At 56.2% G+C, this 15,402-nt stretch carries 19 protein-coding genes and 1 pseudogene; 12 read left to right on the top strand and 8 right to left on the bottom strand.

All coding sequences use genetic code 11. The features are described from left to right. Nucleotides 1-269: 269 nt before the first annotated feature. Nucleotides 270-1,175, bottom strand: a complete 906-nt coding sequence (locus H3V53_RS03315; protein WP_336596697.1) for a DMT family transporter — start codon at nt 1,173-1,175, stop codon at nt 270-272. Between the two features lie 198 nt (nt 1,176-1,373). Between H3V53_RS03315 and H3V53_RS03320 the strand changes: the two genes are divergently transcribed. The 6 genes and pseudogenes from H3V53_RS03320 to H3V53_RS03345 all read left to right on the top strand — a co-directional run bounded on the left by H3V53_RS03320 (nt 1,374) and on the right by H3V53_RS03345 (nt 3,914). Then, on the top strand, nt 1,374-1,673 hold the full coding sequence (locus H3V53_RS03320) for a LacI family DNA-binding transcriptional regulator (protein WP_336596698.1): 300 nt from the start codon (nt 1,374-1,376) through the stop codon (nt 1,671-1,673). Next, nucleotides 1,637-2,473 (top strand): substrate-binding domain-containing protein, encoded by an 837-nt coding sequence (locus H3V53_RS03325; protein WP_336596699.1) that lies wholly within the window; start codon nt 1,637-1,639, stop codon nt 2,471-2,473. Before H3V53_RS03320 ends, H3V53_RS03325 begins: the two co-directional genes overlap by 37 nt. Beyond that, nucleotides 2,470-2,964: a sugar phosphate isomerase/epimerase family protein gene (locus H3V53_RS03330; protein WP_336596700.1), complete on the top strand. Its 495-nt coding sequence runs from the start codon at nt 2,470-2,472 to the stop codon at nt 2,962-2,964. Before H3V53_RS03325 ends, H3V53_RS03330 begins: the two co-directional genes overlap by 4 nt. Next, nucleotides 2,963-3,406 (top strand): annotated as a pseudogene (locus tag H3V53_RS03335) (IS21 family transposase); the annotation flags it as partial. The gene H3V53_RS03330 and the pseudogene H3V53_RS03335, both read left to right, overlap by 2 nt. After that, nucleotides 3,403-3,789 carry an ATP-binding protein gene (locus H3V53_RS03340; protein WP_336596701.1) on the top strand — a complete coding sequence of 129 codons (387 nt, stop codon included), beginning with the start codon at nt 3,403-3,405 and terminating at the stop codon, nt 3,787-3,789. The pseudogene H3V53_RS03335 and the gene H3V53_RS03340, both read left to right, overlap by 4 nt. Then, nucleotides 3,786-3,914, top strand: a complete 129-nt coding sequence (locus H3V53_RS03345) for an amino acid ABC transporter substrate-binding protein (RefSeq protein WP_336596702.1) — start codon at nt 3,786-3,788, stop codon at nt 3,912-3,914. Before H3V53_RS03340 ends, H3V53_RS03345 begins: the two co-directional genes overlap by 4 nt. Here H3V53_RS03345 and H3V53_RS03350 read toward each other — a convergent pair. Genes H3V53_RS03350 through H3V53_RS03360 form a run of 3 tightly spaced genes read right to left on the bottom strand, consistent with a single transcriptional unit; the run spans nt 3,889 to nt 4,849 of the window. Further along, nucleotides 3,889-4,164, bottom strand: coding sequence for a hypothetical protein (locus H3V53_RS03350; protein WP_336596703.1), 276 nt, complete (start codon nt 4,162-4,164; stop codon nt 3,889-3,891). The two genes, H3V53_RS03345 and H3V53_RS03350, sit on opposite strands and share 26 nt — an antisense overlap. Before the next feature lie 47 nt (nt 4,165-4,211). Beyond that, nucleotides 4,212-4,601 (bottom strand): type II toxin-antitoxin system VapC family toxin, encoded by a 390-nt coding sequence (locus tag H3V53_RS03355; RefSeq protein WP_336596704.1) that lies wholly within the window; start codon nt 4,599-4,601, stop codon nt 4,212-4,214. Next, nucleotides 4,598-4,849: a type II toxin-antitoxin system Phd/YefM family antitoxin gene (locus H3V53_RS03360; protein WP_336596705.1), complete on the bottom strand. Its 252-nt coding sequence runs from the start codon at nt 4,847-4,849 to the stop codon at nt 4,598-4,600. The genes H3V53_RS03355 and H3V53_RS03360 overlap by 4 nt, the downstream gene beginning before the upstream one ends. Nucleotides 4,850-5,003: 154 nt before the next feature. On the opposite strand from H3V53_RS03360, the gene H3V53_RS03365 reads away from it, so the two are divergent. Continuing rightward, nucleotides 5,004-5,270 (top strand): CppA family protein, encoded by a 267-nt coding sequence (locus tag H3V53_RS03365; protein ID WP_336596706.1) that lies wholly within the window; start codon nt 5,004-5,006, stop codon nt 5,268-5,270. Nucleotides 5,271-5,284: 14 nt separating this feature from the next. On the opposite strand, the gene H3V53_RS03370 is transcribed toward H3V53_RS03365, so the two are convergent. From H3V53_RS03370 to H3V53_RS03380, 3 genes are all read right to left on the bottom strand, one after another. Next, nucleotides 5,285-5,515: a hypothetical protein gene (locus tag H3V53_RS03370; RefSeq protein ID WP_336596707.1), complete on the bottom strand. Its 231-nt coding sequence runs from the start codon at nt 5,513-5,515 to the stop codon at nt 5,285-5,287. 330 nt (nt 5,516-5,845) lie between these two features. Beyond that, complete coding sequence (locus tag H3V53_RS03375; protein WP_336596708.1) at nt 5,846-6,472, bottom strand: site-specific integrase; 627 nt, start codon at nt 6,470-6,472, stop codon at nt 5,846-5,848. A gap of 55 nt (nt 6,473-6,527) precedes the next feature. Then, nucleotides 6,528-7,073 carry a hypothetical protein gene (locus tag H3V53_RS03380; RefSeq protein ID WP_336596709.1) on the bottom strand — a complete coding sequence of 182 codons (546 nt, stop codon included), beginning with the start codon at nt 7,071-7,073 and terminating at the stop codon, nt 6,528-6,530. A gap of 417 nt (nt 7,074-7,490) precedes the next feature. Between H3V53_RS03380 and H3V53_RS03385 the strand changes: the two genes are divergently transcribed. Then, nucleotides 7,491-7,892: a hypothetical protein gene (locus H3V53_RS03385; RefSeq protein WP_336596710.1), complete on the top strand. Its 402-nt coding sequence runs from the start codon at nt 7,491-7,493 to the stop codon at nt 7,890-7,892. A 1,309-nt stretch (nt 7,893-9,201) separates the two neighbouring features. On the opposite strand, the gene H3V53_RS03390 is transcribed toward H3V53_RS03385, so the two are convergent. Then, a complete protein-coding gene (locus tag H3V53_RS03390; RefSeq protein ID WP_336596711.1) occupies nt 9,202-9,516 on the bottom strand; it encodes a DUF6471 domain-containing protein in 315 nt (104 codons plus the stop codon). A gap of 726 nt (nt 9,517-10,242) precedes the next feature. Between H3V53_RS03390 and H3V53_RS03395 the strand changes: the two genes are divergently transcribed. The 4 genes from H3V53_RS03395 to H3V53_RS03410 all read left to right on the top strand — a co-directional run bounded on the left by H3V53_RS03395 (nt 10,243) and on the right by H3V53_RS03410 (nt 15,402). Then, nucleotides 10,243-11,061, top strand: coding sequence for a hypothetical protein (locus tag H3V53_RS03395; RefSeq protein ID WP_336596712.1), 819 nt, complete (start codon nt 10,243-10,245; stop codon nt 11,059-11,061). A gap of 199 nt (nt 11,062-11,260) precedes the next feature. After that, a complete protein-coding gene (locus H3V53_RS03400; RefSeq protein ID WP_336596713.1) occupies nt 11,261-13,351 on the top strand; it encodes a hypothetical protein in 2,091 nt (696 codons plus the stop codon). A 110-nt stretch (nt 13,352-13,461) separates the two neighbouring features. Continuing rightward, on the top strand, nt 13,462-14,148 hold the full coding sequence (locus H3V53_RS03405; protein ID WP_336596714.1) for a hypothetical protein: 687 nt from the start codon (nt 13,462-13,464) through the stop codon (nt 14,146-14,148). Nucleotides 14,149-14,220: 72 nt separating this feature from the next. After that, nucleotides 14,221-15,402 (top strand): hypothetical protein, encoded by a 1,182-nt coding sequence (locus H3V53_RS03410; RefSeq protein WP_336596715.1) that lies wholly within the window; start codon nt 14,221-14,223, stop codon nt 15,400-15,402.

The raw sequence follows: 15,402 nt of genomic DNA on the forward strand, positions 1-15,402 counted from the left end.
GCCTGCCGCCAGGATCGACCCTGCAGAATTCGATCGATGTGCGGGTATGGCTTTGGGGGCGGGCGGGCCGGCCAATTGCCGTGTCCGATTCGCCCGCAAAGCCAGATAGCTATGAATCATCACTAGAATTCGGTTGGCGAGCGCGCCAGCCTGACCAGTTCCGACAAGCTGGAACTTGGGGCGAGCCGTCAGGCAAGAAGAATAATCTTCGTCATCGTCGATTCAATCGGTCGGTTTTACGCGAGCGAGGGTTATCGGTGTAGGGGTATCTATCCGCGTGGCGCGCGTGCGGCGATGCCGACGCCCAGCATCGCGAGGGCCATGGACCACCATGCGAGCGATGGAAGCACTTCGCCCAGAAAGACGTAGCTCATCAGCGCGGCGCCCGGCGGCACGAACAGAAACAGCGATGCGACTTGCGAGACTCTGCCCGCGCGCGTCATCGCCAGCAGCAGAGTGATCGCGATCAGCGAATTGCCGATGACAAGGTACGCGAGAGTTGAAGCGAAGGTCACATTCCATTCGACGTGCGCGTGTTCGAATAGCGCCGCCATCGGCGCGCAGAAAACGAAACCGACGGAATACTGTACGAGATTTGCCGTGACGGGGTCTTGCACGGTGCCGTGACGCTTTTCGTAAAGCAACGCAGCGGTGATGCCGATCAGCGCGCCGATGGCCATGAGAACGGGGCCGGCTGACTCGACCTGTATGCGACCGCGCGCGACAATTACACCGGCAGCGCCTAGCAACCCCAGCAGTAGCCCTGTCCAGCGTCGCGCGCCCACGCGTTCGCCTATCAGACGCGGTGCGAGCACGCCGACCAGGATCGGTTGCAGCGAGACGATCAGCGCAAGTACGGAAGTTGCAATGCCTGCCGTCATCGCGAGATAGCTCAGGCCGAAGTACATCACCTGCACAAGAAAGCCGATTACGATCAGCGAACTCCACGCACGTGCGGAACGTGGCAACGGTGGACGGCGGATCGCGAACACGATGCCGAGAACGCCGACCGTGAGCGCGAACCGTATCGCGAGAAACGTGAGCGGCGACGCATAGCGCAGACCGATCTTTGCGACGGGAAAACCCGCCGACCACAGCAGCAGAAAAAGAACGGGCGCGCCGAGTGTGAGCCACGGACTGTCGGCTGCGGCAACAGCTTTGGATTGCTCTCTCATGGTCCTTTCACGAGTTTGATTTGCACTGTGCGAGATGTGATCGCAACTTGCGCGTGCATCGTTTGATAAGGGCATTCCGTCGTGTGGTGCGAAGTATCAGGTTTACCCGTAAAGCATGTGAACGTTCGCACAAACAGGTTACTTCGCAACGACGTCGCCTATAGTCAATCCATGTGAACGATCACATTGCGGTCGAAAATGAAATCTGACGAAAGCGCTCGCGTGCCCACGCTCAAGGATGTCGGCAAGCAGGCAGGCGTTTCCTACCAGACCGTTTCGCGCGTCATGAATGGCTCGGAACGCGTGAGCCCCGAGACCCGCGATCTCGTCATGGCTGCAGCGCAGCAACTCGGTTTCCGGGTGAACCGTGTTGCAGGAAGTTTGCGTACGAACCGTTCGCGCACCATCGGCCTGGGATATCCGACGTCGCGAACCTGTTTTTCGCCGAAGTGGTGGGCGGCGTGGAAGCAGAAGCGGCACTCAATCACTACTCGGTGATTCTGGCAAACAGCAACAAAAATCTCGAACGCGAACGCGCGGTGGTGACGGGCCTCATGGAGCGTCGCGTCGACGGTCTGATCGTCGCGCCGGCGGAAGGCGAGCACAGCTACCTGAGGCGCGATCTTCCCGAACGATTTCCCCTCGTCGCCATCAACCGTATGATCGACGATGCAGCCTGTAGCGCGGTACTCAGCGACAACGAGGGCGGCGCGCGTCTCGCTGTACAGTTTCTGCTGGAGCGCGGTCATACGCGGATCGGCGCGTTGTCCGGTTCGCCTGGGCTGATGACATCGCGCGAGCGCATCGCCGGCTTCAAGGCTGCGTTAAAGGAAGCGCGCGTGCCCGTGCGGCGTGAATGGATTCGCATTGCCGGGCTAAAGGCCGATACAGCCTGCACCTGCGCGCTGGCTCTGCTCGATAGTGCCGATCGTCCGAGCGCACTCTTTGCCACGAGCAACACGATTGCCGAAGGCGTGTTGCTGGCAATGCGTGAACTCGGTTTGCGGCGCAATGAAGATGTCGATGTGATCTGCTTCGACGATGTGCCGTGGGCGCGCCTCGTGGATCCGCCGATGCCTGTCATTGCGCAGGATACGCATCAGATTGGCAGACTCGCCGAGCGCACGCTGCTCGGCCTGATCGAACGCACTCAGGCGCTAGGCGATATCGCGCGTTTGCCGACACGTCTGCTGACGAACCAGATTGTGTTGCCCAGGCGCGCCGTGCAGAACACGGCTTCGCAGCAGGGCGCGCGTCGCGCACGAGTCGCGCTCAAGGCGCACGGAGCGCTGGAATGAACCCGACATCGTCCGTCGCCACGAACGGGCCTCGCCTGGCTCTGAGCCCTGTCACCCTTGCGCAGTGCGCGTTCGAGCAGGCATTCGCGATGACCGCGCGCGCGGGATTTGAGGGAATCGGACTGCGCTATGACCAGTTCGAACGATACCTCGCACAAGCCGGTTCGGTCGACGAGGTCAAGAGGTGGCTTCATGCATTCGGTCTTCAGTTTGCCGAAGTCGCCTTCCTCGCCGAATGGCAATACCACGGTGGCCTGCCGCTTGTGAGCCGCCGGCAGCGTAGCGGCGGCGCCGACGAGGCGTCCGTACGTTTGCGCGATCGTCTGCATGCGTTTCTCGCACACTGTGAGCAATTCGAATGCGCGAACGTTACTGCTGTGCCCGCGTTGCGCGAGTCGGGTGATCTCGATGTGGCGGCTGAAGAGTTTGCCGCACTGTGCGATATCGAGCGTCCGTATGGCGTGCGTTTGTGCCTCGAATTCATGTGGTGACAGGCTCGACTGCTATCTGTCGGGCGCGCTGGTGCATAGCACCTCGCGCGGCTCACGTGCCGGCGACAACCGCCGAGCACTGGATTACCGGCACTTTATTGAGAGCCTCAAACGCAAGCCGCAGGCCTTCAAGGGGCTTGCGTTTCGAGACGAGCTGTTTCCGCGAGAGGCGTATCGCCGGACGTGGGAACAGCTGGACGCGAGACTGACGCAACGCGACGCATGCAAAGTCATCGTCGGATTGCTCGCGCTCGCCGCGCTCGATGGCGTGGAGGCTGTACTGGCCGCGCGCCTGAACGCGTTGCTGGTTGACGGCAAGCTGCCTGATCTGAAGGCTCTACGCGAGGAGTTCGCGCCGCGTCACGCCGATTGCCCCGTCGTCAATGTCCAAATGCCACCCGCAAGCAGCTATGACGACCTGCTCGGCAAGGAGGTCGCATGAGCACGCCCGCTTACGATGCCGGCCGTCTTGCCTTGATGCTCAATGAACTGCGCCTGCCGACCATCGCCCGCCTGTGGCCCGGGTTTGCGGAGCGCTCCGACAAGGAGGGCTGGCAGGCCACGCGGCTCATTGGCGCACTGCTCGAACACGAACTGGCCGAGCGAGCCAAACGGCGCATCGAACGACACCGCGCCGAGTCACATCTGGACCCGACCAAGACGCTTGCGACCTTCGACTTCAGCATGGTGCCGATGGTGTCAAAGGCACACGTCATGGCGCTCGCGACCGGCGATTCGTGGCTTGAGAAAGGCGCCGCGGCGCTCCTGTTCGGCCCGCCCAGCCGTTCTCGGGCTGGAATGACGTGTTTCCTGATCCCGGCATGACCGTCGCTGCAATCGACCGGCTCGTCCATCACTCGACGATCTTCGTCGCACCGCCAGCGACAAACAGAACAACAGGCGCCGACAATCATTCGGCGACAATCAACAACAAGGAGCGACAACCATGACCGGATAACGACCGACAATCATCCCGGTCGACCGGCCAAAATGATTGTCGGTAAACCGGCCGTGCTGCTTGACGCTATCCAGCCTGAACTCGATTGCGCTTTCGCGGGCAATCAACTGGACAGGCACGGAACGATCAAGCTTGTCATTCAGCCCGCTCAAGAAGGTGCTCAGGAGCGAACCGGTCTGTCGCTCATGTGGCTCAAGCGACTGGACAATAACGATTCTGGTGAAGGAGAAGGGTGCATGCATGAGGGAGTCACATTCAACGGATCAGCGTGCCTGTCGCCCCGGCCAGACTAGACGTAGCGAACCGGAGCAAAATCATATCGCCTTATCTGCTCATTGTGAGTCAGCAGCACGATACCCTTCGCCATCGCCTGGCCAACAAGCAGCCGATCAAACGGATCTTTGTGAAGAGGCGGGAGGGCCGCGACTTCGAATGCGTGCTGGGCTTCAATGGGCAGTTCTTCATAAGCGGCGTCGAGCAGGTTCCTGCGGAGCACGCGCGCATCGACCTGAAAATCGTCTCGTCCGAGTGCGCTCTTGATCGCGATCTCCCACAGGCTCGCGACACTGAAGTACAGGATGTTTTCGGTATCCTCAATGGCTGTGCGTGCCTCGGCAGGCAAGGCAGGATCATCCGCGGCGGCCCAAACCAGGAGATGGGTATCGAGCAGCAGTTTCACGTTGCCTTGCCCTCAAACAGATCAGCGATCTCGTCGGCGCCCATAGTGTCGAAGTCAGCCGGCACCTTGATTTGTCCCTTCAAGAAGCCGATCCGCCGAGGCGATTTTCCGGGTTCGACATCAATGCGCACGACCTTGACCAGCGGCTTGCCGGCCTTGGCAATCACGAACGGCTCGCCACCACTGACGGTTTCCTCAATCAGCCGCGACAGATGCGTCTTGGCGTCATGGATGTTGTAGATCTGCATGGTTGCACCAATAAACTTAGTTCAATGGACTTAGTTTAATCTGCAAACTGCTGTCCTGCAATCGCTGCGGAAAAATGAATATCTTGTCGTTCGTTGCATCCTGTCGGATACCTGTATATATTAACAGTACTGTGTTTATATACAGGTTGATGCGATGGAACATCTCGTGAGGATCGTCAACGAAGCCGACCGCCAAGCCCTGGTGTGGCTTCGCCAGCAGGCGGGTGAGGCACGTGTCGAACGCGCTGCCCGGCAGCTTGGGCAAACCAGCAAGCCATTCGTGTCGGCGCTTTACCGCTATCTGGGGGTGCGCCGTCCGGTCATGCACCCAGCCGCCTCGGATCACGTGGCCGACCATTCCGTTGGCGACTACTATCTGGCACGCATCCGGCAGCAACTCGCCCGGCATATCGGCCGTTGAGAATGGACATGACCTTACGAACTTCGGAAACCGGCGACGCTGAAGAGTTCGATCTGGCAACCGCGCGGGCACTTCAGCGTGCGGGACAGGACCTGCAACAACTCATCGTCCGCATCGCACGGCGCCATGTTGACCGCCACAAGACCACCAGGCGAAACCACGGCCACGAAGTCGCATGGTGCAGGCGTGAACTGCTCGAGATCGAGGACCAGACATTCGGCGACCTTGGGTTTCAGGGCGGCCATTTGCCGGAAATCCTTGCCAGTTCTACCGGCTGCGCGACAGCCGTTTGCTACCGGCCGATTTGGACGCACCGGTCGACTGGGATCGTGACGATAGTAGTTCCACGCGAAAGTTTAAATGAGAAATCGACGTAAGTCATTGATTTCAAATGATGTGAATCCTCGATCTGCCCGCAATTTCAAAACATTTCGTGGATGGACTTCCACGAAAAGATTTGAAAAACTAGAAAACCCACCAAATTGTTTGTAAAAGTGCATGAGTCAGTGTGCGGTGAACACTAGGCTACTGGGAGTTTACGGTCTTCGCCTGCGGCTCTCGATATCGTTCGCGTACTAATCGGGTAGCCAGCCTGCCGGAAGCTTCCGCGTCTGCACTCGCTGATGTGCCTGTTCCTCAGACTCGCTCGCGAGATACGGAGCCGTCGATTCGAACTTCGCATGGCGTGCGAATCCTTGTGTCTCGCTCGCGCTGACGCCTGAACTTGCTACAGCTTTTATTCCCGTGTGGCGCAACCAGTGGGCAGATGCGTGCATGAGTTGTTCGCGCGCCAGCGACGCACCGGGCGGCAATCTGCCGGCTGCTTGAGCAAATAGCGATTTCAAGATTTGATGCAGTCTGCGGGCTCCGATCGGTTGAAAATTCAAGGTCGACTGAAGCACGGGCAATTGTCCAACCGAGCGGTCAAGTTTTACGCGGCGAGAAGACAGATGCGCCGTATATCGCGCAAATGCGGCCTCCATTTCCGCTGGCACCTTCATGTGACCATCGGGAAACGTCGTGTCTTCGGGTCGCCACCATAGAACGCCTTCAACCCTCACGAAGTCGTCCAACTTGTGACCTTCGATTTCACGAACACGCAGCGCAAGCCAGTAAAGGAACGCAGAAAGAAAGTGTAAGCGTTCATACTCGGCGATTTCACGCTCGTTCGTTTGGGGAAGTGCTTCAAGCGCGGAATGCACTGCCGCCCACGCTTGCTGGTCGAGTATACGGTGGATTGTCTGAGACGCCGGTCCATTAGTGCGAAGGTGCGTGTCCCGTCGAGGCGGGTTGCTTCGAAGACGGAATCGTTGAGTGTTGCACGTAGCCGATTTCCGTCAGGAATCTCATCAAAGAAGTCGTGACTGAGACCGATGTATTGCGCGCCTTATCCTGGAGCGCACCTTCAAACGGTCGCCAGTTGACGCTTTCTCTGCGGGTTTTACTGCCACACCATATGCTACGAGGTTGTGGATCGGCAAGGAATGAGGCATAGTCAGAAAAATCGCCAGTCGTCAATGCGGACAAAGGTTTTCCTGCTTCCGCCCACGCCCATAGCAGAATGCGATCCAATTCTCTTTCATACGCGCGAGCTGTTCCGGGAGATTCGCATTGGGCCAAGAAGCGCCGGGTAGCCAAGATGTCTTGAGCCGCAGCTTCGTTCAAGGAAGTCAAACTATCGGAACTCGTGATCGAAAAGGGTTGTTTCGCATCGAGAAATTCTATTGGTCGAATTGGCACCCCTCGATAGATGAAAGGCGAAGAAGCGGGTGAGGCCGTGTGCTGCAGGCCGACATATTTCATTTCACTCTCCCGACGGTGATTTGCTATAGGCCAGATCTGTGTTTGCTGATCGATGGCTGAAAGTGTTCCAAACTTTCGGCACCGCGCAGAGCAAGGAAATCCCAGTCTGGAAAAAATAGCGATGTAGGTGGTGAAGACCGTTTCGGACCCGTCGTTACGTGTCTGCTAAAACGTAGCGAAAGCTGGTCACAGGAAAAATCAATGCGAACCGATTTGTACTGTGCACTTGCGTATTGCGTGAGAGTGGTTCAAATGCACTCGAAGGGAGCAACGGACCGTAGCATCGAGGAAGCTACCGCGATTCCTCCATCCTTGCAACGGGTTCTACTCTCATCAGTGTCGCGTGAAGTCGTCCAGGCAGGGCGTAAGGCGACCACGTTGCATCTTGCGGCTGTCCTGAGAGACGAGGAGCTATCCTTGGTCGCCCTGACTCAGATCAGATGGAAACAGGAGAATCGAAGGCAGCGTGCTGAGTACAGCGCGGCGGCGATGGACACGTACTCAAATAATCAGATACGAGAAGGCAGCGCCAACCTCGTGTGTGCGCCAAATATTGACCCTGTCGAGGGATGGCTTGAGCTTGATAGAAAGCCGTCGCTCTTCGAGTCGCTATTGTCCTCCTGTCGCCGGTTGACGAGCCTCAACAGTGTCAGTTCGTCGCTTGCCACGGAACTGCTGGGCATCTGGATCGGAAAAACGCCCGGATATCTGGGGCGCAGGATTGATCTTCAATTGAGGAATCTCTCTCCCAAATCGTCGTTGCATTCAACTGCCGACGCAACTTTGATTTCGGACCTGTTCTCCATCAACTCGCGGTAGTTGAAAACTGCCCGCTACATCAAACCCCGGTCCTGGATTGTTGCGCTCATTGTGGCGAGCCGACTGGGACCTTTGAATCAGTCGTTGCGCAGAGCAGGGACGCGTATCAATGCAATCACTGCGACAACCTGTTCTCGACTGTGGAGCCAACGGAGGATGGGATCGCAATATTCAGGCAGGCGTTGGCCATATACGAGGGGCGCTTACAGTCCTGGCGGGAGTGGTTCAGAACAGCACAGATTGCGCTGTGGCCACTCGAACAGATCATCGAACAGAACAATGAAAACCTTGTGCATTGGTCTGCCTGGAGTGATGCGCGCCCGATGCTTCTTCGGGAAGCGATGCGTTTGCATCCAATCCCAGAGTGGTCAGAATGCTGGGATAGTCCAGGCACAAAGCTTCTTTCCTGGAGCCACCGGTTGCGAAACCCGCTGGGCCAACCGAGCATGCGTCAGCGCTCATTTCGCAAGGGTATCCTTGGCGTTCACGCCTCGGTGGTTGATCGGCTCGAAGGATATATCACTCGAAAATCTCGCAAGTGATCTCGAACTTCTCAGGTTCGGATTCGACCTCCCGACGCAGCAGCGCGATCTGCGTGAGATTGCGCTGGCGTGCCTGATTATGCGGTCCGGGAGGGACCACGCCGGACTCTGTGCCGAGTTGTTGTGCGCGATGCGATCTTCCTTTGCATCGACCAGGGCATTCGCTTCGGATGGCGCGATCATGCGGACTCAGTTCAAGGCGTACATTCTGTCGACATTCGGCGTATTGTTCGCCGCTTGCAGTCGGAATCAGCAGTCTATGGAGCGGCTGAGCAAGGAGACGTTTCAGGCGTTGGCCCCCGAAAGACTACACCTTTAGCGAACCTGCCAAGGGCCGACGGTCTTGCACTGTCGCTCAGCTATTCCGAGGTTGTGACCGCATGCCCCGTTCTGCCACTCTTTGATCCGACGAACTATGGGCGGTGAATTTATTTTAATTTAAATAATCAAAAAATTATGCAATATGAAATGAATCATGACGGGAAAAATCGGTCGAGAAACGTGTATTGGACTGGTGTTTCCCGGTTTGGTGTACGTAAATGCGAGAATATTAACAGATAATAACGATAAGATTATTTAGCCTGCTCCAGATCGATTAACTCTGATTGAGGGGTACTCATTTAGGCGCTGTTCGTTGACTTTTGCCATCTGCGCGAGCGACGGGGACATCCAAGCGTGGCGGGCCTTTCCGAGATGATGGGACGGAAATTTAGAGCGAACGAAGCCGCACCCATCTGCGGGCGGCAATCGGCGGAACTCAGCGGAGATTATTCCGCTGTTTCTATTTCTTCTTCGTCACGTTCAAGTCGAAGATTCTCTGGTATTCGCAGGTGTACATCCGTCGCTCCAATGCAACTCATAACGGCGATAAAGAAAGTCATTTTGTAAGTTCCGCGAGCAATTCTCTGATTCACGGAGCTATAGCTTTCCTTCCACCCTCGATCGCGCAACATCTGGGCAACCTGCTTATACGTGAGGCCGCGTCGATGAATCTCGTGCTTCAACGCTTCCTTCGCTTCCGAACGCAAGTCGATGGCCGCTGGGTCGCGCGTCACATCATCTTTCGTTTTGCCTTCAGTCATCTATGCCTCGTGTCATACAAGAAAAAGTGTCACCGGTGAAACTTTCGTCTTGCCACTGACGAATCCGGGTGCTAGTCTGTAGACGTACGCCGGAGCCAGCGACGCACAAGAAGCACGAATCATCACGAATCACCCCCGATAACCCTACTGCGAACTATAGCGCGTAAAGGCACCCGTTGCCTATGCGAGCTTAGTCACGCCTGGAGACAGAGCGATGCCTACGACGGTGTGTTTTTGCAGGTTATGTGCCGGTTGCGCATTCCGTGTAACCATCCGTGCAGTGCGAGAATGTTGCACCGGCACGCACCGCGCGCAATCTGTTGAATCCTCCGACGCTTCCGGAGATAACGTTGGTGACCGGCAGATTGCTGGGCGCAGCGCAAAACTCCCAGCGCTGAGCGCCGGGCTCTCGTGTGGTTCCGTGCTCGCCGCCAGAATGACTTTCAAGCCGAAGAAACGACCCTTGAGGTATTTTGGTTTGCGCAGGCCGGTTCCCGTAACGGACGCAAATTCTCTCCTGTGGGTGCACCTGGTGCCGATGACCAGCGACCGGCACTCGCGCGGAGACGAGATCGAAATCCGGTCCGCTGCGGAACATTCCTACCCCGGGATGAAGTGGGCCTTGCACCGATGCGAAGACGGACGAGTCATCTCGGCGACTTGGATGGGAGGCGGTGGAATGGACGTCACCACACTTGATCTTGTCCTGGTTGACGGAGGAAAGCTGTGAGTGTGCGTGACATTAACGGCGAGGCCCCCGTCGACGAATTCAAGGCGATGGAGTTTGTCAGACGACTTGAGGCCGATGCCTTCGCAAGGCAACTACACAATCCGCTTTCTGTCCGCACGACTCGCAGGGTCTCTGTGGCGGCCGCCAGATCGCCGGGGCGAGGCATGCGGACCCTGACCTATGCTGATTTTGAACACGGACGAGTTGCCGTACTGGGACAACTGCCACTAGTTGCAGCAATCATTGCTGAGTGGGAGTCCGACGTGGACAAGCATGGCTTTGGGGTGGTTGACGAGGACACGCTGTCGACAGAGGAAGACGATCTGGCGTACGGATCGCTGTTCCCGCTCATCAAACACTACAAAGATGGCCGGGTTGTCATGCAGGCATGTGCGGACGATGACAATCTCGAACCCTCGAAGCCACGCGTCTTGAGAATCAAGAGGCTGGCGAAGGAGAAAGGGGCAGAGTTCGAGATTTTCAATGCCGACAGTTTCCGGGCGCGAAAACAGCGATTTTGGAACTCCGCGCTACTCAACAGTATGTCGCATGCGGCGCCCACCGGTCGCTTTAATTTCTATCCGGAAGAATCGGCGATACGCCGATATTGCAAAGACCACCCCAAAACCTGCCTTCTGGAGTTGCAAGAGCTTCCCGATCTAGACGTAGGAAAGGTGCAAGGCGTCCTCGCACGTATGATCCGGACAGGAGAAGTCAAAATCGTTGGACGCGGTGATGTGTTGAACCAGAAGCCTTTCGCCCTGACAACTCCGCTCGAATGGACCGGTGGGATCCGTCTGGTGAAAACGAGCTGATCTGCGATAACTGGCTCTTGCATAGTCCGCATTCGGCATGCGGTATAAACTGATATTCCAAGTGCGGTCCCAGACCTGATTCAGTCTAAATCCGGTTCGCACGTACAACCTGTTGTTTGTGCATCGGTACCCTGGCGCACAGACACAATCATGGAGCTCTCAAAATGTCACCTTATTTATTTAGTACACTTAACAAGATATGGGAAAAATCAAGGCGATCAACCCAGGCAACGCGGACACATCGCTGTGGCCACGCCCTGTTGTCATCCCCGAACCAACCGAACGATATTTCGCTATTGAAACGGCGATTACCCTTCGCATGCGAGGCGCATCGCTTAAGGTCGCATGTAAGGAAACAGGGCTCTCGCCTTCGAATCTGTCGCGCCTTACGACTCGGGCTTTGGAGTACAACCCAGAAACCGGCGACATCCATGGTTTTAATGTGGCGCTGCCGTACTACAGATTTCAGCATGTGCCCGGAGAAGAAAGCCGCGCCACGCGAAGGAGCAAGAAGAAAGCCGAAGTGGGAGGTAGCGACAAAGGCGAAGGAGACAGGAACTCTGATGTCGACGCTGATGAGACAACCGAACTCGACGCGTATGAGGAGAGCAAGCCGGTTCGTGGTGGATGGAAGCTGACGAGAATCTTCGAGCGGTTTCCAGAAGTACAGGTGTTGGTCGAGGATAGTTATTTGAGGCGAGGGCGATACAAGCTCGAACCCAAAGTGGCCATCAGCGTAATTGCAACGAGAGTGCGAGACGCGCTGCGTGCACTAGGAATCCCGACACGCGAAGTGCCGGGTTATGAAGCAATCCGCCGCTATTGTCATCGTTTGATCGTAACGAACACCAAGGAGGTTCTCAGAGCGCGTCACGGAAATCAAGCGGCACGGAACTACGACAAGGAACGCTCCGGGTTGAATATATTCGAGGGCATGCCGATGTTGTCCGTTCGTCAGCTTGACTTCCATACGTGGGACGGCATCACAACGATTCTCGTCAAAGACCCGAACGGCTGCATCCAGAAGCTGGTCGTCAAAAGATTCAGCGTCGGGATCATGATTGACGAGAATCCGGGCGCAATTCAAGGATTTGTTTTCGTATTTGAACACGTGCCGTCGGCTGACTCATTTCTCGAAACTGTTGCATCAGCACTGAAACCGTATGATGCGGAGCTCGAGGTAGATGTAAAGATGTCGCTGTCCCCGAACGAGCCATGTGTGATAAGTGGACTAATCACGGGGCCGGAGAAGTGGAAGGACCTGCGGAACAACGCCTTTGCAGTTCTGAAGACGGACAACGCTTTCGCGATGATGTGCAAGGACTCGATTTCGAACACGATGGATGTGACTGGTTGTATGTTCCAGCTTGGTCCTGTCTATGCGTGGTGGATCCGGTCCAAGATCGAGCGTTTCAACAGGCATTTTGAAGCTCGTACAGGGCATCGCCTTCCGTCAAGTATGGGAAGAGGGCCTGGGGATCCGCTACGGGATAAGCCAGTCAAACACGCGCTCGGGTTCGATATTCGCGTGGAAGACATGGTTCAGGCGCTAGGTGCCTTCATCAGGGAGCACAACAGTGGCTACACGGGAAAACCAACACATGGACAGACACTTGAGCACATCATCAGGACCCAGCTTGATGACCGTGGATCGGGGGTATTCGCGCGTCCCTTGCCTCGAACACATCACGATGACTGGACGGTATTGGCGCACGTTGAGATCGCAACTATCTACTGTTCACCCAAGACTGGAACGGCGCCCTTCCTCAATCTCGCCTATTGTCGTTACACCCTTGTTGGCCACGAGAATCGTTTCGATCTTAACAAGAAGAAGGTATTCGTTGCAATGTACAGACCGAATGCAAACATTGCCCTTGGGATCGTCAAGGAGACGAATGAATTCCTTGGCTATCTCAAACCGGAGGCATTCTGGCGACGCTCTCCCGTCCCATTCCGCATGCGATCCCGGCTGGGCAGGTATGTGAAAGAGCGCCGGGAGGACGAGCGGGCGGACGGCGCGATGGACAAGTATCTGGAAGATCTGGGGCATACCGTCGCATCCGGAGAGGCGACTTCAAGGACGGCCCTGGATATCGTGGCGTTGAAGCAGCAGCAGGAACAGGCTGGACGAATCAAAGAGCTGTATCCGGCCGGAGGGGATCCGGAGCCTGTCAAAATACAGGACTCGAAGAGCGTTCCAGTCCGTAAAACGGTGCTCCTTTCCGATGATGTATCGGATTTGCCCCTCGCACCGACGCAAGAGCGCGACAAAGGACAGAGTTACTGGTAATGACTGAGCGGGATCATCGACGTCGGTCATGGATCACGACGTCGTCAGATGGAAAGACGTAGGTCAGATGTTTGTCGTCATTCTTTTGGCAATTCAATTAGGAGTTCGAAATGAAGCGTTTTGAGAGAAATATGCGAAAAACAAGCGTTGTGTCTGCGCAATTGTTTAGACGAAATCGAACCAGCTCGCGTCTTCTCCCACTGCCGGACAGCGAATCCCTGATTAGTCGGGATGGGGTAGTGGCCGCGAAGGACCGGACTGGTGAGCGCTTTTTGCACGAAAGGCGTCGCCATGAGGCTGATGCGGTCGGGTCGATCTATCAAACTTCTCGCGCTTTGTGGCCGGATATATCGGCGGTATGGTCCGTGGAGGAATATCTCGCGGTTCTGGGAAACATCAAGTCAAATGGCGAGCACAGCGGAAGATGCGGGCAGCAAGCCGTCCCTCGAAGCACGGTCAAGTCGATGTCCAGAAGGCGAGGCACAGCTGCGATTTTTTACCACACATATGAGACCAGCCCGATCGCTGCAGACGATCGAATACTTGATTTTGCAAGCTCGTGCGAAATCGAGCTCTGTAGGGAGTCGATCAACGCGATGAAGGACCGGCTCGTATCTCACATCGTGGACCGGGCAGGTTGCTCCTCACTGAAGGCGGCAGTGTTCGTGCTTCAGAACACGAGACACATGACCGAATTTGAGTGTTTGTTTCTGCAGCGAATCCGTCACGATCTTGCCGAAAAATGCTTGTCTGTATCGCTGATTACGGGCCCGCACGAGGTATTGAACCGGCAATAACAGGTCAAGTCCAGGTTGCCTGGACTTGAGCTAACAGGCAGTCCACACACTTCTGAACAGGAGAAATGTGAAATGTCAGCAAATCATGCCTTAAACCAGCAAGCTCCGAGCGCCGAGCCGAATCCAGTGTCCGACATTTCGGGCAGCGCGAACAAGGCGGAGCGCCCGGGTGCTGCTGTACAGTCGCCCTTCAGCGCCGTTATCCATCGGATTAGTGCGACGCCCCAGCGGCTGCATCCGGCTGTCGTGGCCCGTCGCAATCAGTTGCTACATCCGTTGATTGCGCAGACAGAGCCGATCCTCACTCCACCTGTTTCACGCATTTTCAGTGCAGTCGAGCAATCAGCACTGAGTGGCCTGTCGGGTAGCTACATATGCGGCAACCATAACGACGGTGTCAGTATGGCTATCAATTATTGTGAACGGACATTGCCGACCAGGATTCCGGGTATCGTCACGTTTCGTCACAACTTTGGTGCCTCTACTGACAGCGGAGACCGAGATAGCATATCCGCGTTCGCGAATTCCTGCGGTGTCGGGGTTGTACATGGGCGTACAGCTGATATACGAACACGCTTACTGCGTCATATCGTTGTTCGTACGCGTACTTCCGAGCTACGTACAGCGATATTTTTTCTCGACAACGTACATTATATGCACGACTGGGATATCGCTGTTCTCTACGATATTCGGCACGAACTGGTTGCGAATCATCTTTCGGTCAACTTCGTCGCTGGCACCTTCTACTCGGACCTCCCCGCTCTTGATGAGCGGCTAAAGCGGGAGGCCGCCTCTCGCAGCCGGAGGTCGGCAGTCGCACAACATCCCAGCCTTGAAAGTTCAATTATCGAACGCGATCTGGGTTTCACGAGCATCGGTACGCGTGACGAACTGGGAACGCTGTTCAAAGCGATCGATACATTGCGTGATCGATCCCAAAAATCATGGACAGCTCATTTCCTTCCTCAAGCGGTCAAGAAGGGCTATCTCTTTGAGAACGAGGCCGAAACCCTGTTCAGGATGCTGGACAAATATGATGGATGGGCGAAAGCGGGGTTTTCTGCGAAAGCGCTTTTCGCCTGCATCCGTAGGTTCCTCACAAAGGCGAAGGCTTTCGATGATAGCAGGTCAGCACCTGCAGGTCTGGACGAAAAATTGTGGGTCGAGGCTCTGGAAGCCAGCTGTTTTGTCGATCGCATGGATGAAAAAATGAGCGATGGTGTTCACAACGGCTATACCGGACCCGAGGCGTAG

It is taken from the genome of Paraburkholderia bengalensis, assembly GCF_037126505.1.
Lineage (GTDB): Bacteria > Pseudomonadota > Gammaproteobacteria > Burkholderiales > Burkholderiaceae > Paraburkholderia > Paraburkholderia bengalensis.

Excerpts from the sequence above, each read along its gene's own strand:
- H3V53_RS03315 (WP_336596697.1), bottom strand. The coding sequence starts at position 1,175 with ATGAGAGAGCAATCCAAAGCTGTTGCCGCAGCCGACAGTCCGTGGCTC.
- H3V53_RS03320 (WP_336596698.1), top strand. The coding sequence starts at position 1,374 with ATGAAATCTGACGAAAGCGCTCGCGTGCCCACGCTCAAGGATGTCGGC.
- H3V53_RS03330 (WP_336596700.1), top strand. The coding sequence starts at position 2,470 with ATGAACCCGACATCGTCCGTCGCCACGAACGGGCCTCGCCTGGCTCTG.
- H3V53_RS03340 (WP_336596701.1), top strand. The coding sequence starts at position 3,403 with ATGAGCACGCCCGCTTACGATGCCGGCCGTCTTGCCTTGATGCTCAAT.
- H3V53_RS03345 (WP_336596702.1), top strand. The coding sequence starts at position 3,786 with ATGACCGTCGCTGCAATCGACCGGCTCGTCCATCACTCGACGATCTTC.
- H3V53_RS03350 (WP_336596703.1), bottom strand. The coding sequence starts at position 4,164 with ATGCATGCACCCTTCTCCTTCACCAGAATCGTTATTGTCCAGTCGCTT.
- H3V53_RS03360 (WP_336596705.1), bottom strand. The coding sequence starts at position 4,849 with ATGCAGATCTACAACATCCATGACGCCAAGACGCATCTGTCGCGGCTG.
- H3V53_RS03365 (WP_336596706.1), top strand. The coding sequence starts at position 5,004 with ATGGAACATCTCGTGAGGATCGTCAACGAAGCCGACCGCCAAGCCCTG.
- H3V53_RS03370 (WP_336596707.1), bottom strand. The coding sequence starts at position 5,515 with ATGGCCGCCCTGAAACCCAAGGTCGCCGAATGTCTGGTCCTCGATCTC.
- H3V53_RS03380 (WP_336596709.1), bottom strand. The coding sequence starts at position 7,073 with ATGAAATATGTCGGCCTGCAGCACACGGCCTCACCCGCTTCTTCGCCT.
- H3V53_RS03390 (WP_336596711.1), bottom strand. The coding sequence starts at position 9,516 with ATGACTGAAGGCAAAACGAAAGATGATGTGACGCGCGACCCAGCGGCC.
- H3V53_RS03400 (WP_336596713.1), top strand. The coding sequence starts at position 11,261 with ATGGGAAAAATCAAGGCGATCAACCCAGGCAACGCGGACACATCGCTG.
- H3V53_RS03405 (WP_336596714.1), top strand. The coding sequence starts at position 13,462 with ATGAAGCGTTTTGAGAGAAATATGCGAAAAACAAGCGTTGTGTCTGCG.
- H3V53_RS03410 (WP_336596715.1), top strand. The coding sequence starts at position 14,221 with ATGTCAGCAAATCATGCCTTAAACCAGCAAGCTCCGAGCGCCGAGCCG.